Below are 17,596 nucleotides of genomic sequence, written 5' to 3'. Positions count from 1 at the left end.
GCCGAGCGCTGACGCAAGGGTACAGCCCAAAGCGCTGCGCTATACCCCTCCACCACCTTCGGCGGTCCCCCTCCCCTTGCAGGGGAGGATTTCAGATCAATAAATCCCGCCCTGTTCCTGCAGGAAGTCGCTGTCCGTCCGCTGTCGCGTCTGGGCTCTTGCCTCACGCCGCTGGGCGGCCTGTTCCTGCGCGGCGACCTCTTCCTTGCGGATGGAGCGGCGGGGTTCGCTTTCAGGCTTGAACGCTTCCCAGATGACGGCGGGCTTGGGATCGTCGGTGGGCCAGACGCCATAGACGCGCTTGCCCGAACGGCGGTCGATCGTGACCATGCGGATGCCCGCGGGCGCGACGAAGGGGGTCTTGGGCATGGTTTCGAGCACCGGGGCCATGGCCGCTTTCCAGATCGGCGCGGCGACCCGGCCGCCCTGCGCCCAGCCGCCCAGGCTGCGTGGCTGGTCATAGCCGATATAGACGCCAGCGACGATGTCGGGCGATCCGCCGACGAACCAGACGTTGGTCGGGCCGTTGGTCGTGCCCGTCTTGCCGAACAGCGGCCGCTTGAGATCCGCAAGAACCGTCGCGGTGCCGCGCTGGATCACGCCTTCGGTGATATGCACGACCTGATAGGCGGTCATCGGGTTCATCACCTGCCGTCCTTCGAAGCCGAAGCGGGGCATGGGCTTGCCGTCCCAATTGGCCATGTTGCACCCGTCGCAGGCGCGCCAGCGCAGCGGCCATATCACCTTGCCGCGCCGGTCCTGCACATAGTCCATGACCTTGGGCGAAAGCTGACGTCCATGGTTGGCGAGCATCGCATAGGCATTCACCATCCGCTCGACCGTAGTCTCGCCAGCGCCGAGAGCGAAGGAGAGGTAGGGCTGATAATCGCCGATCCCCATCGCCTTGATGGTGCGCACGACGCGATCCATGCCGGTCTGGCTGGCGGCGCGCACTGTCATCAGGTTGCGTGATTGCTCGACGCCCCAGCGCATCGTCTGCGGCCCGGCGCTGCCGCCGGAGAAGTTGCGGAAGCATTTCTGCCCCAGCCCCGCGCCCTGATAGACGCACAACGGGCCATCGACGATGATCGAGGCAGGCGTCATGCCATTGTCCAGCGCGGCGGCATAGACGAACGGCTTGATGGTCGATCCGGGCTGGCGCATCGCCTGCGTCGCGCGATTATAGGACGACAGGCGGTTGTCGAACCCGCCCTGCATGGCAAGCACCCGTCCGGAATGGACCTGCTCGGCCAACATGCCACCGGACACTTCGGGCACGTTGCGCAGCGCCCAGCTGGACCCGTTGCGCGCGACCACGATCAGGTCGCCGGGCTTCATGCTGTTGAACGCAGGCCCGCCGGCGCGGCGATAGGGCATTTGCGCCGCGCTGGCGGGCAGGGTCGCGGTGGTCCCATCGGAAAAGCCGATCTCGGCCCCTGAAGAGCTGCGGTCGATCACCGCCGCCACGCGCCAACCGGCGTAATCGATGCCGATATAGCTGGCGGCCAGTTCGCGCTTCCATCCCCGCGCCAGGTCGATCTTGCCTACCGGACCAGACCAACCCTTCCCTGCGTCGAAACGCAAAAGGCCGTTGCGCAGGGCGGTGGCGACCCCTTCCTGCAGCTTGGGATCATAGGGGCTGCGGACCCAAAGGCCGCCCGCATAGACGCTGTTGGGGCCATCTTCCGCCTTTTCGCCGAACAGGTCGATCAGGCGGCGGCGCACCTCTTCCATATAATAGCCGCCCGCGCGCGCGTCGAAGCTGGAGCCATGCTGTGCGACCGTGCCGAGCGGCTGGGCCTGTGCCTCGGTCAATTGCGCCTGGCTGATCCAGCCATTCTTGTACATCTCGCCAAGCGCCCAGTTGCGCCGGTCGAGCGCGCGCTCATGACCTGTGGGGCTTTCCGGACGGTAATTGGCCGGTCCCTTGGGCAGGATCGCGAGATAGGCCATCTCCTGCAGCTTGAGGTCCGCGACGTCCTTGCCGAAATAGGCCCGCGCTGCGGCCTGCACGCCATAGGCGTTCCGGCCCAGGAATATCTGGTTCAGGTAGAGTTCCAGGATCTGCTGCTTGGTCAGCACATTTTCCATGCGGTAGGCGAGGATCATCTCCTTCACCTTGCGCGTGGGGGAATATTCATCGCCGATCAGCAGATTCTTGGCGACCTGCTGGGTGATGGTCGACCCGCCCTTGGCGCGCTGCCCCGATCCGATCTTGCTGGCATAGTCGAAGACTGCGCCAAAAAAGCCGGGAATATCGACGCCATGGTGATCAAAGAAGGTCTTGTCCTCCGCCGCCAGATAGGCGCGGATCAGCAGCGGCGGGTAATCGCTATATTGCAACTGGACGCGGCGTTCGCGGGCATAGCTGTGCACCGGCTGGCCATTGATGTCGCGTACGATCGTGGGAAGGGGCGGTTCATATTCCAGCAGCGTGGCGGCGTCGGGCAAGCCGCGCGCGAAGATCAGCCAGAACAGCAGTATCGCAGTGAACATCCCGCCCAGCGCAATGGCTGCCCAGCGGAACCGGCGTCGTTGCCAAAGGGGCGCCAGCCTGCCCCTCAGGCGGTCGGCGAAGGACGAGCGGGCGGTATGGGGACGGGCCTCTTCCATGACGACAGGAGGCTCTAAGGTCAAAATGCGGCCAGCGCCAGTGCGGATCGACGGAGTGCAGATCGACGGGATCTTGGCGCTCAGCCGCCGCCGGGCGCGAGCCTGCGGGCGAAATAGATCTCGACCGCTTTTGCCACGCCCTTCGCGATGCCGCTCCGCCCTTCAGGCGAGGCGAGGAAAGCGGCGTCGTCCTTATTACTGAGATACCCGGTTTCGAACAGCACGGACGGCGTGTCGGGCGCCTTCAAAACCATGAGTGAGGCATAGCGATGAAACGCAGGCCGGAACAGCATGAACGGCCTCCCCTCCCGCTGGAGAAGGCGAGCGAAATTCGCTGATTCCTTCATTGTTTCACGCTGCGTCAGATCAATGAGGATGGATGACACAGCATCGGTCTGGCCGCTGAGATTGACGCCGTTCAGAACGTCCGCCCTGTTCTCCCGCGCCGCCAGCCGCGCTGCTTCCCGGTCCGAGGCGACTTCCGACAATGTATAGATGGTCGCGCCCCGCGCTTCGTGATTGTCGGCCGAATCGGCATGCACCGAAATGAAGAGATCGGCGTTCATCTTCCGTGCGATGCCATAGCGTTCCTGCAGCACCAGGAAGCGATCGTCATCCCGCGTCAGCGCCACCCGCAGCCGGCCCGACCTTACCAGCTGATCGCGGATCGCCTGCGCGATGGACAGCGTCAGGTCCTTTTCCTTCTCGCCCGTTTCGGCGCTGATCGCGCCCGGATCATGCCCGCCATGGCCCGCGTCGATGACGATCAGCGGGCGCGAGGGATCGGTCGACCCTTCCACCTTCGGCAGAGACAGGCCTCGCGCGACCGGCGGGATCGGCACGGTGATGCTGTGCCACCGCTTGGCAGGGCGCGGCGCCATGGCCGCTGGAGGAGCGAAGAGGATGCGTCCGGACCCTTGAGGGCCGGTCAGGAAAGCAGCTGCCAGAGCTAGCGCGTGAAGCATGGCGCGCTTTTGCAACGCGCCGCGCCATGACGTCCAGCCCCTTCTCCATGCGCGTGCATCCGCGCGGCGTTTACCTTTGCTTCACCATGTTCGGGCGATTGAACGGCAGAATGGCGGCATTCATCCTGGACGAAACAATTTCGCCCGGGACATTGCTAGGCTGGCCTTAGGCTGCTACCCATTCACATTCCTGAAAGAAACGCCCATGTCAGATGGGCTTCTTCATCGGGAACATTTACGGCAGCATCGGCGAGCGCCCAACGCTCTGGCCCGATGCGACGAACAGGTTGACGCTGCATGAGGCATGATTTCCGTTCCACGCTGAGCCCGATGACGGGCGATGCGGCTTGGACGGAGCGGACCGGCGATTTGCCCGGCCCTGCCAATGCAGCAGAAGCGCAGTTTTTCCTGTCAAACCGGACGATAGCAACACCCGCGCCGCTGGCGGCGCGACTGCGTTCGTCCCCCCACTATCGCGTGGCAGCCCGGCCCAGTGCCGCTGGCCGCCTTCGCCGGAGAATAATGAATGACAATGCGTATGCTGATCGATGCGCGCCACCGGGAAGAAACCCGGGTCGCGGTCGTCAAGGGTAACCGGATCGAGGAGTTTGATTTCGAATCGGCCGAGCACAAGCAGCTCAAAGGCAATATCTACCTCGCCAAGGTCACCCGCGTAGAACCTTCGCTTCAGGCGGCGTTCGTCGATTATGGCGGCAACCGCCACGGCTTCCTCGCCTTCAGCGAAATCCATCCCGACTATTACCAGATCCCGCGCGAAGACCGCGAGGCGCTGCTGCGCGAAGAGCGCGAGCATGCCGAGGAAGAGGCCGCGCTGCGCGCCGAGGTCGAGGATGACGAGGATCATCACGACGATGGGCTGGAAGTCGTCGAAGCCACGCATCATGAGGATGATGAAGGCGAGGCCGCTGAAAGCAGCGAGGGCTCCGAGGGCAACGGCAACAGGGGCGGCCGCCGCAAGCGCGGTGGTGACGAAGCCGCCGACGAACTGCGCCGCAAGCGCATGGCGCTGCGCCGCCGCTACAAGATCCAGGACGTCATCAAGCGCCGTCAGGTGCTGCTGGTGCAGGTCGTCAAGGAGGAGCGCGGCAACAAGGGCGCGGCGCTGACCACCTATCTCTCGCTTGCCGGGCGCTATTGCGTGCTGATGCCCAACACCAGCCATGGCGGCGGCATTTCGCGCAAGATTTCGAACGCCGCAGACCGCAAGCGGTTGAAGTCGATCATCGCGGAAATGAACCTGCCCTCCACCATGGGCTGCATCGTCCGCACAGCCGGGCTCCAGCGCACCAAGCCGGAGATCAAGCGCGACTTCGACTATCTTGCGCGCCTGTGGGACGAGATCCGCGAAAAGACGCTGAAGTCCGAAGCCCCCGCGTTGATCCACAATGACAGCGACCTCATCAAGCGCGCGATCCGCGATATCTACAACAAGGATATCGAAGAGGTCATCGTCGAGGGCGAATATGGCTACAAGGCCGCCAAGGATTTCATGAGGCTGCTGATGCCCAGCCATGCGCGCCGGGTGCAGCAATATGCCGACGCCGTGTCGCTGTTCCAGCGGGCGGGCGTCGAGGATCAGCTGGCGGCGATGTACAATCCCGTCGTTCAGCTGAAGTCGGGCGGCTATCTGGTGATCAACCCGACCGAGGCCTTGGTGTCGATCGACATCAACTCCGGCCGTTCGACGCGCGAACATGGCATCGAACAGACCGCTGTCGCCACCAACCTGGAAGCGGCTCGGGAAATCGCCCGCCAGCTGCGCCTGCGCGACATGGCGGGCCTGGTCGTCATCGACTTCATCGACATGGAGATGAACTCCAACATCCGTAAGGTCGAGAAGGCGATGAAGGAGGCGCTGAAGGATGATCGCGCCCGTATTCAGGTCGGCCGCATCTCCGGCTTCGGCCTGATGGAAATGAGCCGTCAGCGGCTGCGCACCGGCGTGCTGGAAGCATCGACCCGCCAGTGCCCGCATTGCGAAGGCACCGGCCTTGTCCGCACCGCTTCGTCGGCAGGCCTCAGCGCGCTGCGCATGCTGGAAGAGGAAGCGGCGCGCGGGCGCGGCAACCTGGTCACACTGCGCGCGAGCCAGGAAGCGGCTTTCTATGTCCTCAACAACAAGCGCCGCGAGCTGGACGAGATCGAGCAGCGCTATGGCGTCACCATCGCGATCCTGCCGGATGGCGAGGTCGAAGGCGCGCGCATGTCGGTCGAAGCCAGCGGTCCGCGTCCGGAACGGGTGGTGACCTATGCGCCGCTCGTCGAGGATGAGGATGATCTCGACATCGTCGAGGAGCTGGACGACGAGGAGATTGAAGAAGTCGAGGCCGCAAGCCACGAAGATCGTGGCGACCGGGGCGAGGACCGAGAGGGTGGACGTCGCCGCCGCCGTCGTCGCCGTCGCCGGGGCGGTCAGCGCGACGACCATCATGGAGAGGGTCAGGCAGAAGCTGCCGCCGCTCCCACCGAAGAGGCTGACGAAGACGCTGAAGCGGTAGCCGAAGGGGCCGAAGAACAGCCCGTCGAAGCCGATCGCGAGGGTGAAGAGGCGGGCCGACGCCGTGGCCGGCGCGGCCGCCGGGGTGGACGCCGCCGCCGCGAGGGCGAAGCGGTTTCGGACGACGCGATCAGCGAAGCCGCCGAGGCTGCCGAGCCCGCCGAGGAACCCGCTGAGGCTGAACCGGTCGCGGACGTGGTAGCTGAAGCCGCACCGGAAGCACCGGCTGAGGAAGAGGCGCCGAAGACGCGCCGCCGGCCCCGCGCGCGCAAGCCGAAGGAAGCGGAAGCTGCCCCTGTCGAGGCTGTCGAGGCTCCTGCCGAAGTGGCCGCAGAGGAAGCGCCTGCCAAGCCCAAGCGCACGCGCCGCAAGAAGGCTGAAGCTGCTCCGGAGGCACCTGCCGAACCGGCGGTTGCGGCGGAGCCCGAGGCCGAAGCACCCGCCAAGCCCAAGCGCACACGGCGCAAGAAGGTGGAGGCCGTTGCTCAGGAAGCAGCGGAAGCCCCATCGATCGCGGAAACCGTGGCGCATGAAGGTGATGCGGCACCGGCCAGCGCGAACGAGAATGCCGTCGCTGCCGCTGATGGCGGCGAGACTGCCGATGCGCAGCAGGCCGAAACGGAAAGCGCACCGCGCCGTGGATGGTGGCAGCGCACCTTCGGCCAGTAAGCAGGGACGCCCGTCTGATGAGCAACGCCGCCGCCCTGCCGGTTTTCCGGAAAGGCGGCGGCGTTCTCGCTTCAGGCGGAGTTCATCGCGGCGCTGGCAGGGGCGCGGGCATGCTGCCTTCATCCCTGCTCCATGGTGATCGGCCATGATGCGCCGCTGGCTGCGCGCCGCTGCGATCGCCCTTGCATCGCTGGCACTCGTCGCCAAACCGGTGATGGCGCAGCAAATATTGCGCGACGCCGAAACCGAAGCCTTCATGGCGGACATGTCGGGACCGCTGGTGAGCGCGGCGGGGATGGAGCCCCGCAATGTCCAGGTGCTGGTTCTCAACGATCCGGAAATCAACGCGTTCGTCGCGGGCGGTCAATATGTCTGGGTTCATAGTGGCCTGATCGCCGCGGCAGACAATGTGAACCAGCTGCAAGGCGTCGTCGCGCACGAACTTGGCCATATCGAGGGCGGCCACATCATCCGCTCGTCGGAGGGCATGAAGGCGGCGACGGGTATTACCTTGCTCAGCCTCGTCCTTGGCGCCGCTGCGATCGCGGCGGGCGGCGCGGAAGCGGGCATGGGCATTTTGGGCATGGGCCAGCAGGCGGCGATGGGCAAATTCCTCGCCTTCTCCCGCGCGCAGGAAAGCTCCGCCGACCTTGCGGGCGCGCGCTATCTGAGCAAGGCGGGCCTGTCCGGCAAAGGCAGCCTGGAATTCTTCAAGAAGCTGCAGAACCAGGAATATCGGCTCGCGATCCCGCAGGAGGACAGCTACGGCCGCACGCATCCTTTGTCGGGCGAGCGCATCAATGTCCTGAGGGAGGTGTACACCGTCGATCCCGCTTGGGACAGGCCGGTCGACCCGAAGCTTGAAGCCCGGTTCGAGAGGATCAAGGCCAAGCTGGTCGGCTTCGTTTCCGAACCCACCCAGACGCTGATAAAATATCCCGAGAGCGACCAGTCTCTTCCGGCGCATTATGCGCGCGCCTATGCCTGGCACAAGAGCGCCTACCCCGACAAGGCGATCGCCGAGGTGAACGCCTTGCTTGCAGCGCAGCCGCATGACCCTTATTTTCTGGAGTTGAAAGGCCAGGTGCTGTTGGAAAGCGGCAGGCCCGCCGACGCCATTCCTCCTCTGCGCGAAGCCGTGCAGCTCACCCAGCAGCCCTTGATCGCAACCATGCTGGGCCATGCGCTGATCGCGACGGAGGATGACAAGAATTTCGCCGAGGCCGAACAGGTGCTGCGCAACGCCGTCGCACGGGATCGGGAAAATCCCTTCGCCTGGTATCAGCTGGGGGTCGTTTATGAACGGCGGGGCGATACGCCCCGTGCGGCGCTCGCCACGGCGGAACGCTACGCGCTCATGGGTCAGGACCAGATGGCGTTGCGCAGCGCGGACGCGGCCATGCAGGCGTTAAAGCCTGGCACGGTTGACTATCTGCGGGCGCAGGATATCGCCATGGTTTCACGTGCGGCCATCGAGCAGAAGCGAAAGAAGAAATGACCGAAACCTCTCGGCCCGGTTTTCGCGCCGCACTTTCAAACAGGACCATCCAGATGACGATTGGCGCCCTCGCCTTCATCGCCGCCACTGCCGCGGGCGCGGCCCTTGGCATGCAGAGTACAGGCAGCGTGGCGGCGGGAGACAAGGCGGCGATCGAGAAGATCGTGCGCGACTATATCCTCGAACATCCCGAGATCATTCCCGAAGCGGTCGAACGGCTCCAGGCGAAGCGTGTCGCCGACAGCATCGGCGAAAGCCGCAAGGCGATCGAGACGCCCTATGCCGGTGCCTGGGAAGGCGCGGCCAATGGCGACGTCACGCTGGTCGAGTTTTTCGACTATGCCTGCGGATATTGTCGCGCGTCGTTGGCGGACCTTGCCAAGCTGGTCGGCGAGGACAAGGGGTTGAAGGTCGTCTATCGCGAGTTACCGATCCTGTCCGACGCGAGCGCGGATGCTGCCAAGGTGTCGCTGCTGGCGGCGGAGAAGGGCCAATATATGCCCTTCCACCGGGCGCTGTATGATAGTGGCAAGGTTACTCGGGAAACGATCCTCGGCGCTGCCGCCAAGGTCGGCATCGATGCCAAGGCTGCGGAGGCGGCCATGGCCAGCAGCAAATATGACGCGGAGATTCAGTCCAACATCGCCCTGGCGCAAAAGCTGCGCGCGACCGGCACGCCGACCTTCGTCGTGGGCGATCAGGTGCTGAACGGCGCGGTGGGATATGATGCGCTCAAGCAGGCGGTGGCGACGGTCCGCGCGAAGTAGAGGCGCAACCTACTCCCTCCCCTGAAGGAGAGAGGGAACATGTTGCGCATCCTCTTCGATCACCCTCCTCCGCCATTGACTCGTCCACCGCTTTTGCCTATCGGACGCCCCCTGACATGCGGCCGCCCAACGGCGGCCCTTTTTTGTCACGCCCGATTTTGACGTTTTGCTTTGAGGAATGAACGATGAAGCGCACCTATCAGCCGAGCAATCTGGTTCGGAAGCGCCGTCACGGTTTCCGCGCTCGCATGGCGACGCCCGGCGGCCGCAACGTGCTGCGTGCCCGTCGCGCTCGCGGCCGCAAGAGCCTGAGCGCCTGAACGACGCGCCGCCGGATCGCGCGCCAGCCGTCATGCGGCGGCGCGCTGATTTCCTGGCGGCGAATCGTGGGCGGCGCGCGCCAATGCCGGGCTTTGTCCTGCTGGTGCGCGAACGGGCCGATGGTGATCCGGCGATGCGTATCGGCATCACGGTGACGAAAAAGATTGGCGGCGCTGTCATCCGCAACAGGATGAAGCGCCGTTTTCGCGTTCTGGCACGCGAGCTGCTGCCGGTCCATGGCGTGGCGGGGGCCGATCATGTGCTGATCGGCCGGTCCGAAGGGATCGAGCGGGACTTCGCCCTGCTGCGCGCGGAGCTGGAAAAGGCGCTGGGTAAGGTGATGAGCCGATCGGTCGGCGACGCACCGCGCAAGGCAAAGAAGCGACCCGCCCGCGCAAAGGATCAGAAGCATAGTCCTGACGCAGCGATGCCGGGCAACGGCAGCAGTGGTTTCCCCGCTTCGCAGAAACAGGGTGAGTCGAGCTCATGATCGCCCCCCTCCTCATACTCATCGCGCGTTTCTGGCAGATCGGCCCGTCGCGCATATTGCCGCCAAGCTGCCGCTACGCGCCGTCCTGCTCGCAATATGCGATCGAGGCTGTCCGTAAATATGGTGCGGTGAAGGGTAGCTGGCTCGCTACGAAGCGGCTAATGCGATGCCACCCTTGGGGCGGATCGGGCTACGACCCGGTGCCCTGACACGAATTTTCATTAAAAGACGGCGGAGCCGACAAGCGTGGACGACAAGAAGAATATTGTTCTGGCGGTGCTGCTGACCGCAGCGATCCTGTTCGGCTGGCCCTATATCGCCAATCATTTCTTCCCCGCCGCTAATCCGCCCGCAACCAAGATCGAAGGCGGCAAGACGACGCCGGTGGCGCAGGGATCGAGTCCCGTGGCGAGCAGCCCCGCCGCGATTCGCGACCGCGCCCTCGTCCTGAAGGAAAGCCCGCGCGTTGCGATCCGGACTCCCAAGCTGGTCGGCTCGATCAACCTGAAGGGCGCGCGCATCGACGACATCGTGCTGCCCACCTACAGCGAGACGATCGCGAAGAATTCCCCAGCGATCCGCCTTTACAGCCCCTCTGGCACGAAAGACGCCTTTTTCGCGGGCTTCGGCTGGCAAGGGGAAGGATTGAAGGCACCCGATGCGAACACCGTCTGGACTGCCGACGGCAAGGAACTGACGCCCACCAGCCCCGTGACGCTGCGCTGGGACAATGGCGCAGGCCAGACGTTCGAAATCCGCCTGACGGTCGATGAAAATTACATGATCACCGCGCAGCAGAAGGTCGCGAACAGCGGCACGGGCGTGGTGGGCGTGAAGCCATTCGGCTATATCAGCCGGACCGGCATTCCCCAGGATCCCGACACCTGGACCATCCATATAGGGCCCATGGGCGTGTTCAACGGCGCGGCCAATTATGACGTGAACTACAAGGATCTGGACAAGGGCCCCTCCAGCCAGAGCTTCCAGTCCACGGGCGGTTGGCTCGGCTTTACGGACAAATATTGGTTGTCCGCGCTGGTGCCCGACCAGAAGGCCGCCTTTGAAGGCCAGTTCCGTAAAGGGGCAGGCACGCAATATCAGGCCGACTACAGCCTTGCGCCCACCATGCTGGCGCCGGGCAAGGCCGTGACGCAGACCGTGCGCCTGTTCGTCGGCGCGAAGGAAGTGAAGACGCTCGAAGCCTATCAGGACGCGGGCATTCCGCTGTTCGACCGGGCGATCGATTGGGGCTGGTTCTACTGGTTCGAAAAGCCGATCTTCGCGCTGCTGCACTGGTTGTTCGAACATATCGGCAATTTCGGCGTCGCTATCATCTGCCTGACCTTCGTGGTCCGCGCATTGATGTTCCCCGTGGCCCAGCGCCAGTTCGCCAGCATGGCGGCGATGCGCGCCGTCCAGCCCAAGATGAAGGCGCTGCAGGAGAAATATAAGGACGACAAGCCCAAGCTCCAGCAGGAGATGATGGAGCTCTACAAGCGCGAGAAGGTGAACCCGCTCGCAGGCTGCCTCCCCATCTTCATCCAGATTCCGATCTTCTTCGCGCTGTACAAGGTGCTGCAGCTGACGATCGAAATGCGTCACCAGCCCTTCGTGCTGTGGATCAAGGATTTGTCCGCACCCGACCCGCTGCACATCCTCAACCTGTTCGGCCTGTTGCCCTTCACCCCGCCGTCCTTCCTTGCGATCGGCGTGCTGGCGCTGCTGCTGGGCATTTCCATGTGGCTGCAGTTCAAGCTGAACCCGGCGCAGATGGACCCGATGCAGCAGCAGATCTTCTCGATCATGCCGTGGATGATGATGTTCATCATGGCGCCGTTCGCGGCAGGCCTGCTGGTTTACTGGATCACCAACAACTGCCTGTCGATGTTGCAGCAGTGGTGGCTCTACAAGCGCCATCCTGCATTGAGCGCGGCCCCGGCGAAATAGCGCATAGTCCACGAGACGAACGGAAATCATGTGACCGACATTGTGGACCCTGACCTGATCGAGGAAGCGCGCAAGGTGTTCGCCGGGCCGATCGCCTTCCTTAAATCGGCGCCGGATCTGAAATTCCTGCCCGACATGTCGGTCAATGAAGTGGCCTTTGCGGGCCGTTCGAATGTGGGCAAATCGTCGCTGCTCAACGCTCTTACCGGGCGGAACAGCCTGGCGCGCACGTCCAACACGCCGGGGCGGACGCAGGAGCTCAACTTTTTCGACGTGGGCGATCCGCTGCGCTTTCGCCTCGTCGACATGCCCGGCTATGGCTATGCCCGCGCGCCCAAGGACATGGTGCGTAAATGGCGCTTCCTGGTGAATGATTATCTGCGCGGCAGAGCCAAGCTGAAGCGGACGCTCGTGCTGATCGACAGTCGCCACGGCATCAAGGATGTCGACAACGACATTCTGGACATGTTGGACGCAGCAGCGGTCAGTTATCGCATCGTGCTCACCAAGGCGGACAAGGTGAAGGCAAGCCATCTGGCTGAAATCATGCAGGCCGCGAGCGATGCCATCCGCAAGCGGCCGGCCGCCCATCCGGAGATCATCCCGACATCGAGCGACAAGGGGATGGGCATAGCCGAACTTCGAGCCGCCGTGCTGGCCAGCGTGACCGAGGGCTGAGAAACTCTCCACCTGCGGCTATCTGGCAGCGCTCCTGCTAACCGCACATCTGCACGCTGCTCCACGGCATAACCATCGATACCGAGCTACGGCCTCAAATCTTGTGCTTCACACCGGCACCACGCCGTTCGCCCTGAGCCTGCGGAGGGGCTCTACTTTTCAAGAAGAGGGCTTCGGCAAGCTCAGCCCGAACGGCTTGAGTGATTCTGGTTAGGCGCACTTTCGCTTGAGTATCAGAATAACTCATACTGTCCGTCGCCTTTAAGCGTCCACGTGCCCAGAATATCGTGCCGCGTGCGGCCCACATGGCTGCACACCAGGACAAACCGGTCGAGTGACCATGAAAAGCCATCGATGCTCTGCTGCGATGGCGGCCCGTCCCTGTAAAATAATGTCTGATGGGGGCTGAAGCTCCAGCCCGGACGCAAGGCGACCCCCGCCCTCCACATCGCATCGGCAATCGAGCGCTGTAGCTGATTGAGCAGCGGCACGGATCGGGACGGACGCAGCGCGACCGACCGGTTGTTGAAGCTCACCTGGTCAAGCCGCATGTCGAAGGGTTCAGCCTCCACACTCGTGCCCGCGCGCAGCAATGCCTTGATCACTGCATAGGGATATTCGACATAATCGGCCGTGACGGCGAGCGTCATATGCTGATGTTCCAGGCGGATACGCCGCTCACCACCACCTAATTTTTCCGCCAGATGATCGGTCTGCCGCGCCACCGTTACCGGCGGCTTCAGCGCGAAGAAGAGGCGATACAAAGTTGTGGCGCGCATATCGTGGCGCATGGCTGATCCTTTCCGATTCGTTTGTTCACTATATGTTCTTATAGGGCGGTTGACGAGTCCGGAGCTTATTGTGCGCCGGGACGTTGGCATGATCTCGTCAAAGGAGTGTGCTGGATGGTTCAACTGACGCTGCCGCAGCTGGCAAAGAAGATGAAGGACATCGACTTCGCCATGCTTTCCACCCGCGCTGAAGGCGGCCAGATCGCCGCTCGCCCGATGAGCAACAATGGTGACGTCGATTATGACGGCGACAGCTATTATTTCACGACGGACGACACCGTCATGGTTCGTGATATCGAGCGCGACCCTAAGGTTGGATTGTCATTCCAGGGGTCGGCCGGATTGCTGAAGCAGCGCCCCTTGTTCGTGGCGGTCGAAGGGCGCGCTGACCTGATCCGTGACAAGGCGCAGTTTGCGGCGCATTGGAACAGCGATCTTGACCGCTGGTTCGACGAAGGCGTCGACACGCCGGGCCTGGTGATGATCAAGGTACGCGCGGAAAGGGCGCATTATTGGGATGGCGAAGATGAGGGGGAGATCACGCTCTGACGGTGGCGATGCGCGAGGCGATGGCAATAATGTAAGAACGGCCTCGCGCTGGCTGCTTTCTGCATTCTACCTGATCGCCGGCGTCGCCCATATAGCCAGACCGGGCGGCTTCATCGCCATTACCCCGCATTGGGTGCCATATCCGGCTGACATCATTACCCTCACGGGGATCGCTGAGATTGCGGGCGCCATAGGGCTGCATGTCCCGTCAGTCCGCAGAGCGGCCGGAATTGGCCTCGCGCTTTACGCCCTGTGCGTTTGGCCCGCCAATATCAATCACGCGCTGAACGACATTCCATTGGGCGGCGTGCACCTTGGCTGGTGGTATCATGGCCCGCGCCTGCTGTTGCAGCCGGTGATCATATGGTGGGCGCTCTGGGCCAGCACCGCGATCGAATGGCCGTTCAATCGCAAAGCAGCGAGCCGCCCACATCGGTGCCCACATCGGTGATTGTCTTTGGAGGGCGCGGCCCTACTGTGGCGGCCAACACTGCGACAATGACAGAGAGAGAGCGATGACCCGGCACATCCCCTGGATCCTGATGGCGATAGTCGGGGCGGTGGCGCTGTCGGTGGTTGCCGTATCGCGCGGGGAGGCGGTCAACGCGCTCTGGATCGTCGTGGCTGCGGTCAGCAGTTTCGTCGTCGCCTACCGCTATTATGCGCTGTACATCGCCCGAGCCGTGATGCGGCTCGACCCCGCACGGCCGACGCCCGCAATCAGGCGGGCGGACGGGCTGGACTATGTCGCGACGGATCGGGTGGTGCTGTTCGGGCATCATTTTGCGGCGATCGCCGGTGCCGGTCCCCTCGTCGGGCCGGTTCTTGCCGCGCAGATGGGCTATCTGCCCGGCACGCTCTGGATCATCGTGGGCGTGGTGCTGGCGGGCGCCGTGCAGGACTTCATGGTCCTGTTCATTTCCATGCGCCGCGACGGGCGATCCCTGGGCGAACTCATCCGCATGGAAATGGGCCAGGCCGCCGGGACCATCGCGCTGTTCGGCGCCTTCATGATCATGGTGATCATCCTGGCCGTGCTGGCCTTGATCGTGGTGAAGGCGCTGGCGGAGAGTCCCTGGGGCATGTTCACCGTGGCGGCGACGGTGCCGCTTGCCCTGCTGATGGGAGCCTATACGCGCTGGATCAGGCCGGGGCGCATTGGCGAGGTGTCGCTTATCGGGCTCGTCGGGCTTCTGGCTGCGATCATCTATGGGCAGGCGATTGCGGAATCACCAGTATGGGGACCGATCTTCACCTTCACGCCGGTGCAGCTGTGCTGGATACTGATCGGCTATGGCGCGGTGGCGTCGGTACTGCCGGTCTGGCTGCTGCTGGCGCCGCGTGACTATCTGTCCACCTTTCTCAAGATCGGGGCGATCGCCGCGCTCGCCATCGGCATCGTCATCATGGCGCCGCCGCTCAAGATGCATGCCGTCACGCAGTTTATCGACGGCAACGGCCCGGTCTGGTCGGGCGGGCTCTTCCCCTTCCTCTTCATCACCATCGCCTGCGGCGCGGTATCGGGCTTCCATGCCCTCATCGCCAGCGGCACCACGCCCAAGCTGATCGCGAGCGAGAGCGACGCGCCGCTGATCGGCTATGGCGCGATGCTGATGGAAGCGTTCGTCGCGATCATGGCGCTGGTGGGGGCGTCGATCCTAGATCCCGGCATCTATTTCACGATGAACAGCCCGGCGGCGGTGATCGGCACCGACGCCGAAAGCGCATCGGCGGCGGTCACGGCGATGGGCTTTCCCATCACGCCCGAGCTCATCACCCAGACCGCGAAGGATGTCGGCGAACATAGCATCATATCGCGCGCAGGCGGCGCGCCGACGCTGGCCGTCGCGATGGCCGAAATCTTTTCCCATGTGATCGGCGGGCCCGCGATGAAGGCCTTCTGGTATCATTTCGCGATATTGTTCGAGGCGCTGTTCATCCTGACGGCAGTGGACGCAGGGACGAGAGCGGGACGCTTCATGTTGCAGGACCTGATCGGGCTTGTCGTGCCTCGTTTCAAGGATACGTCCGGCATTGGCCCCGGCCTGATCGCGACGGGTCTCACCGTGGCGGCATGGGGCTTCTTCCTTTATCAGGGCGTCACCGATCCCTTGGGCGGCGTGAACACCTTGTGGCCGGTGTTCGGCATCTCCAACCAGATGCTGGCGGCGATCGCGCTGATGCTGGCAACGGCGGTGCTGTTCCGCATGAAGCGCGACCGCTATGCCTGGGTGACGATGATCCCGGCGGCGTGGCTGCTGGTCTGCACCTTGTCGGCCGGGCTGCTGAAGCTGTTTTCGGCGGACGCGAAGGTCGGCTTCCTTGCGCATGCAGCCAAATACTCCACGGCGGCGAATGAAGGCAAATTGTTGAGCCCCGCCAAATCCATGGCGGAAATGCAGCAGATCATCTTCAACGATCGGGTGGATGCGGCCCTGGTAGGCATCTTCCTTCTGGTGGTGCTGTCCCTGCTGTTCTTCACTATCCGCACCTGCATCGCCGCGCGGCGCGTTGATGCACCCACCGCACGCGAAATCCCCGCATCTCTGGTGCCAGCGGAATGACCCGGCTGTTCGCCAAGCTTCGCCAGACAGCGCTGATGATGGTCGGCATGCCCGACTATGACGGCTATGTCGGCCACATGCAGGCGCACCATCCCGGCGCCCCTGTCATGACCCGCACCCAGTTTTTCCGGGAACGGCAGGAAGCCCGCTATGGCGGCAAGAATGGCGGCAAATGCTGCTGACCGTTGGGGTCAGCCGCGCGCGTTGAAGCCTGCGATCATGCCCGCCGCGATCGACAGGGCGATTTCAGCCGCACCCGACGCGCCGATGTCGATGCCCGCCGGGCCATCGATCCGCCGCAGTTGATCTTCGGAAAACCCCATGGCGGAGAGCCGCTCAAGCCGCGCGGCATGGCTCTTGCGCGATCCCAGCGCCGCCACATAGCCAGTCGGCGCGCGCAAAGCCTCCGCCAGCGCGGGGTCGTCGATCTTGATATCATGGCTGAGCGTCACGACCGCCGTCGCTTCACCCGGCCTTCGCGCTGCAATGGCTTCATCGGGCCAGCGATCGTCCAACTCGACGCCCGGGAAACGCTCCTGCGTCAGGAAGCGGCCTCGGGGATCGATCACCACAGGCCTCACTCCCATGGCTTGCGCGAGCGCGCATAAGGATTGGGCAATCTGCACCGCGCCTACGATCAGCAACTGGCGCGGCGGATCGTACCTGTTCTGGAACTGACCCTCGACCACGCCCTCACGGGTGATGCCTGTGCCAAGGTCGGTGGAAAGGGTGAGCGCCCGCCCCTCATCCCGCGCCTGCGCAATCCGGTCGAAGAGCAGCGGCGCGAAACTCTCCTCGGACACCGGCTGCACCAGCACGCTGATCTCGCCCCCGCATGGAAGCCCCACGGCCCACGCATCGCCATCGGCAACGCCATAGCGTTCGACATGCGCAGCACGCCCGGCGATGACGTCCGCGGCGCGTTGCAGCACGTCCGCTTCGACACAGCCGCCCGAAATGCTGCCTTCGAAGCGGCCATCGCCATGGACGATCATATGGCTGCCGCGCGGCCGGGGCGCAGATCCCCATGTCGATACGACCGTGGCCAGCGCCATCGGCTGGCCATGCCATTCGATCGCCTTGCGGATCACCGCGTCATTGTCGTTCAATCGGAGCCTCCTTGCGCCGTCCGCACATAGGAAGCCTTCGCCATCGCGCCAAGCTAGAGTATCCGTGATGATCAAGCTGGAGATTGCGTCCAGCATCGATCGGCTTTGAGCAGGGCG

General features: G+C 63.8%; 15 protein-coding genes and 1 pseudogene. 12 read left to right on the top strand and 4 right to left on the bottom strand.

Going from position 1 to position 17,596, the window contains the following annotated elements:
- Positions 1–96: 96 nt before the first annotated feature.
- Both MU848_RS03385 and MU848_RS03380 read right to left on the bottom strand, forming a co-directional pair.
- Positions 97–2,613: a penicillin-binding protein 1A gene (locus MU848_RS03385; RefSeq protein WP_247230223.1), complete on the bottom strand. Its 2,517-nt coding sequence runs from the start codon at positions 2,611–2,613 to the stop codon at positions 97–99.
- An 80-nt stretch (positions 2,614–2,693) separates the two neighbouring features.
- A pseudogene (locus MU848_RS03380) lies at positions 2,694–3,530 on the bottom strand (N-acetylmuramoyl-L-alanine amidase family protein); the annotation flags it as partial.
- Between the two features lie 574 nt (positions 3,531–4,104).
- Between MU848_RS03380 and MU848_RS03375 the strand changes: the two are divergent.
- From MU848_RS03375 to yihA, 8 genes are all read left to right on the top strand, one after another.
- Positions 4,105–6,765 (top strand): Rne/Rng family ribonuclease, encoded by a 2,661-nt coding sequence (locus MU848_RS03375; protein ID WP_247230222.1) that lies wholly within the window; start codon positions 4,105–4,107, stop codon positions 6,763–6,765.
- Positions 6,766–6,913: 148 nt separating this feature from the next.
- Positions 6,914–8,263 (top strand): M48 family metalloprotease, encoded by a 1,350-nt coding sequence (locus MU848_RS03370; RefSeq protein WP_247231636.1) that lies wholly within the window; start codon positions 6,914–6,916, stop codon positions 8,261–8,263.
- Positions 8,260–9,030: a DsbA family protein gene (locus tag MU848_RS03365; RefSeq protein WP_247230221.1), complete on the top strand. Its 771-nt coding sequence runs from the start codon at positions 8,260–8,262 to the stop codon at positions 9,028–9,030. Before MU848_RS03370 ends, MU848_RS03365 begins: the two co-directional genes overlap by 4 nt.
- Positions 9,031–9,215: 185 nt before the next feature.
- Complete coding sequence (rpmH, locus tag MU848_RS03360; protein WP_007683189.1) at positions 9,216–9,350, top strand: 50S ribosomal protein L34; 135 nt, start codon at positions 9,216–9,218, stop codon at positions 9,348–9,350.
- Between the two features lie 32 nt (positions 9,351–9,382).
- On the top strand, positions 9,383–9,841 hold the full coding sequence (rnpA, locus tag MU848_RS03355) for a ribonuclease P protein component (protein WP_247230220.1): 459 nt from the start codon (positions 9,383–9,385) through the stop codon (positions 9,839–9,841).
- On the top strand, positions 9,838–10,050 hold the full coding sequence (gene yidD, locus MU848_RS03350) for a membrane protein insertion efficiency factor YidD (protein WP_247230219.1): 213 nt from the start codon (positions 9,838–9,840) through the stop codon (positions 10,048–10,050). Before rnpA ends, yidD begins: the two co-directional genes overlap by 4 nt.
- Positions 10,051–10,087: 37 nt before the next feature.
- Entirely contained in the window at positions 10,088–11,788 is a 1,701-nt protein-coding gene (yidC, locus tag MU848_RS03345; protein WP_247230218.1) for a membrane protein insertase YidC, read from the top strand.
- A gap of 39 nt (positions 11,789–11,827) precedes the next feature.
- The gene (gene yihA, locus MU848_RS03340) at positions 11,828–12,466 is read left to right on the top strand and encodes a ribosome biogenesis GTP-binding protein YihA/YsxC (RefSeq protein WP_380800637.1); all 639 of its coding nucleotides are present in this window, start codon (positions 11,828–11,830) and stop codon (positions 12,464–12,466) included.
- Between the two features lie 233 nt (positions 12,467–12,699).
- On the opposite strand, the gene MU848_RS03335 is transcribed toward yihA, so the two are convergent.
- The gene (locus MU848_RS03335) at positions 12,700–13,257 is read right to left on the bottom strand and encodes a 2'-5' RNA ligase family protein (protein WP_247230216.1); all 558 of its coding nucleotides are present in this window, start codon (positions 13,255–13,257) and stop codon (positions 12,700–12,702) included.
- A 114-nt stretch (positions 13,258–13,371) separates the two neighbouring features.
- On the opposite strand from MU848_RS03335, the gene MU848_RS03330 reads away from it, so the two are divergent.
- The 4 genes from MU848_RS03330 to MU848_RS03315 all read left to right on the top strand — a co-directional run bounded on the left by MU848_RS03330 (position 13,372) and on the right by MU848_RS03315 (position 16,552).
- A complete protein-coding gene (locus tag MU848_RS03330; RefSeq protein WP_201515636.1) occupies positions 13,372–13,806 on the top strand; it encodes a pyridoxamine 5'-phosphate oxidase family protein in 435 nt (144 codons plus the stop codon).
- On the top strand, positions 13,784–14,257 hold the full coding sequence (locus MU848_RS03325; protein ID WP_247230215.1) for a DoxX family protein: 474 nt from the start codon (positions 13,784–13,786) through the stop codon (positions 14,255–14,257). Before MU848_RS03330 ends, MU848_RS03325 begins: the two co-directional genes overlap by 23 nt.
- A gap of 64 nt (positions 14,258–14,321) precedes the next feature.
- Positions 14,322–16,370, top strand: coding sequence for a carbon starvation CstA family protein (locus MU848_RS03320; RefSeq protein WP_247230214.1), 2,049 nt, complete (start codon positions 14,322–14,324; stop codon positions 16,368–16,370).
- Complete coding sequence (locus MU848_RS03315) at positions 16,367–16,552, top strand: YbdD/YjiX family protein (protein WP_247230213.1); 186 nt, start codon at positions 16,367–16,369, stop codon at positions 16,550–16,552. Before MU848_RS03320 ends, MU848_RS03315 begins: the two co-directional genes overlap by 4 nt.
- A gap of 9 nt (positions 16,553–16,561) precedes the next feature.
- Here the strand turns inward: MU848_RS03315 and MU848_RS03310 are convergent, their stop codons facing one another.
- Positions 16,562–17,479, bottom strand: a complete 918-nt coding sequence (locus MU848_RS03310; protein ID WP_247230212.1) for an XdhC family protein — start codon at positions 17,477–17,479, stop codon at positions 16,562–16,564.
- Positions 17,480–17,596: the final 117 nt, after the last annotated feature.

It is taken from the genome of Sphingobium agri, from assembly GCF_023051225.1.
Lineage (GTDB): Bacteria > Pseudomonadota > Alphaproteobacteria > Sphingomonadales > Sphingomonadaceae > Sphingobium > Sphingobium agri.
The sequence above is the reverse complement of the archived record's forward strand: the minus strand, read 5'-3'. Positions and strand labels throughout refer to the sequence as shown.

Excerpts from the sequence above, each read along its gene's own strand:
- MU848_RS03385 (WP_247230223.1), bottom strand. The coding sequence starts at position 2,613 with ATGGAAGAGGCCCGTCCCCATACCGCCCGCTCGTCCTTCGCCGACCGC.
- MU848_RS03375 (WP_247230222.1), top strand. The coding sequence starts at position 4,105 with ATGACAATGCGTATGCTGATCGATGCGCGCCACCGGGAAGAAACCCGG.
- MU848_RS03370 (WP_247231636.1), top strand. The coding sequence starts at position 6,914 with ATGCGCCGCTGGCTGCGCGCCGCTGCGATCGCCCTTGCATCGCTGGCA.
- MU848_RS03365 (WP_247230221.1), top strand. The coding sequence starts at position 8,260 with ATGACCGAAACCTCTCGGCCCGGTTTTCGCGCCGCACTTTCAAACAGG.
- rpmH (WP_007683189.1), top strand. The coding sequence starts at position 9,216 with ATGAAGCGCACCTATCAGCCGAGCAATCTGGTTCGGAAGCGCCGTCAC.
- rnpA (WP_247230220.1), top strand. The coding sequence starts at position 9,383 with ATGCGGCGGCGCGCTGATTTCCTGGCGGCGAATCGTGGGCGGCGCGCG.
- yidD (WP_247230219.1), top strand. The coding sequence starts at position 9,838 with ATGATCGCCCCCCTCCTCATACTCATCGCGCGTTTCTGGCAGATCGGC.
- MU848_RS03335 (WP_247230216.1), bottom strand. The coding sequence starts at position 13,257 with ATGCGCCACGATATGCGCGCCACAACTTTGTATCGCCTCTTCTTCGCG.
- MU848_RS03330 (WP_201515636.1), top strand. The coding sequence starts at position 13,372 with ATGGTTCAACTGACGCTGCCGCAGCTGGCAAAGAAGATGAAGGACATC.
- MU848_RS03325 (WP_247230215.1), top strand. The coding sequence starts at position 13,784 with ATGAGGGGGAGATCACGCTCTGACGGTGGCGATGCGCGAGGCGATGGC.
- MU848_RS03320 (WP_247230214.1), top strand. The coding sequence starts at position 14,322 with ATGACCCGGCACATCCCCTGGATCCTGATGGCGATAGTCGGGGCGGTG.
- MU848_RS03315 (WP_247230213.1), top strand. The coding sequence starts at position 16,367 with ATGACCCGGCTGTTCGCCAAGCTTCGCCAGACAGCGCTGATGATGGTC.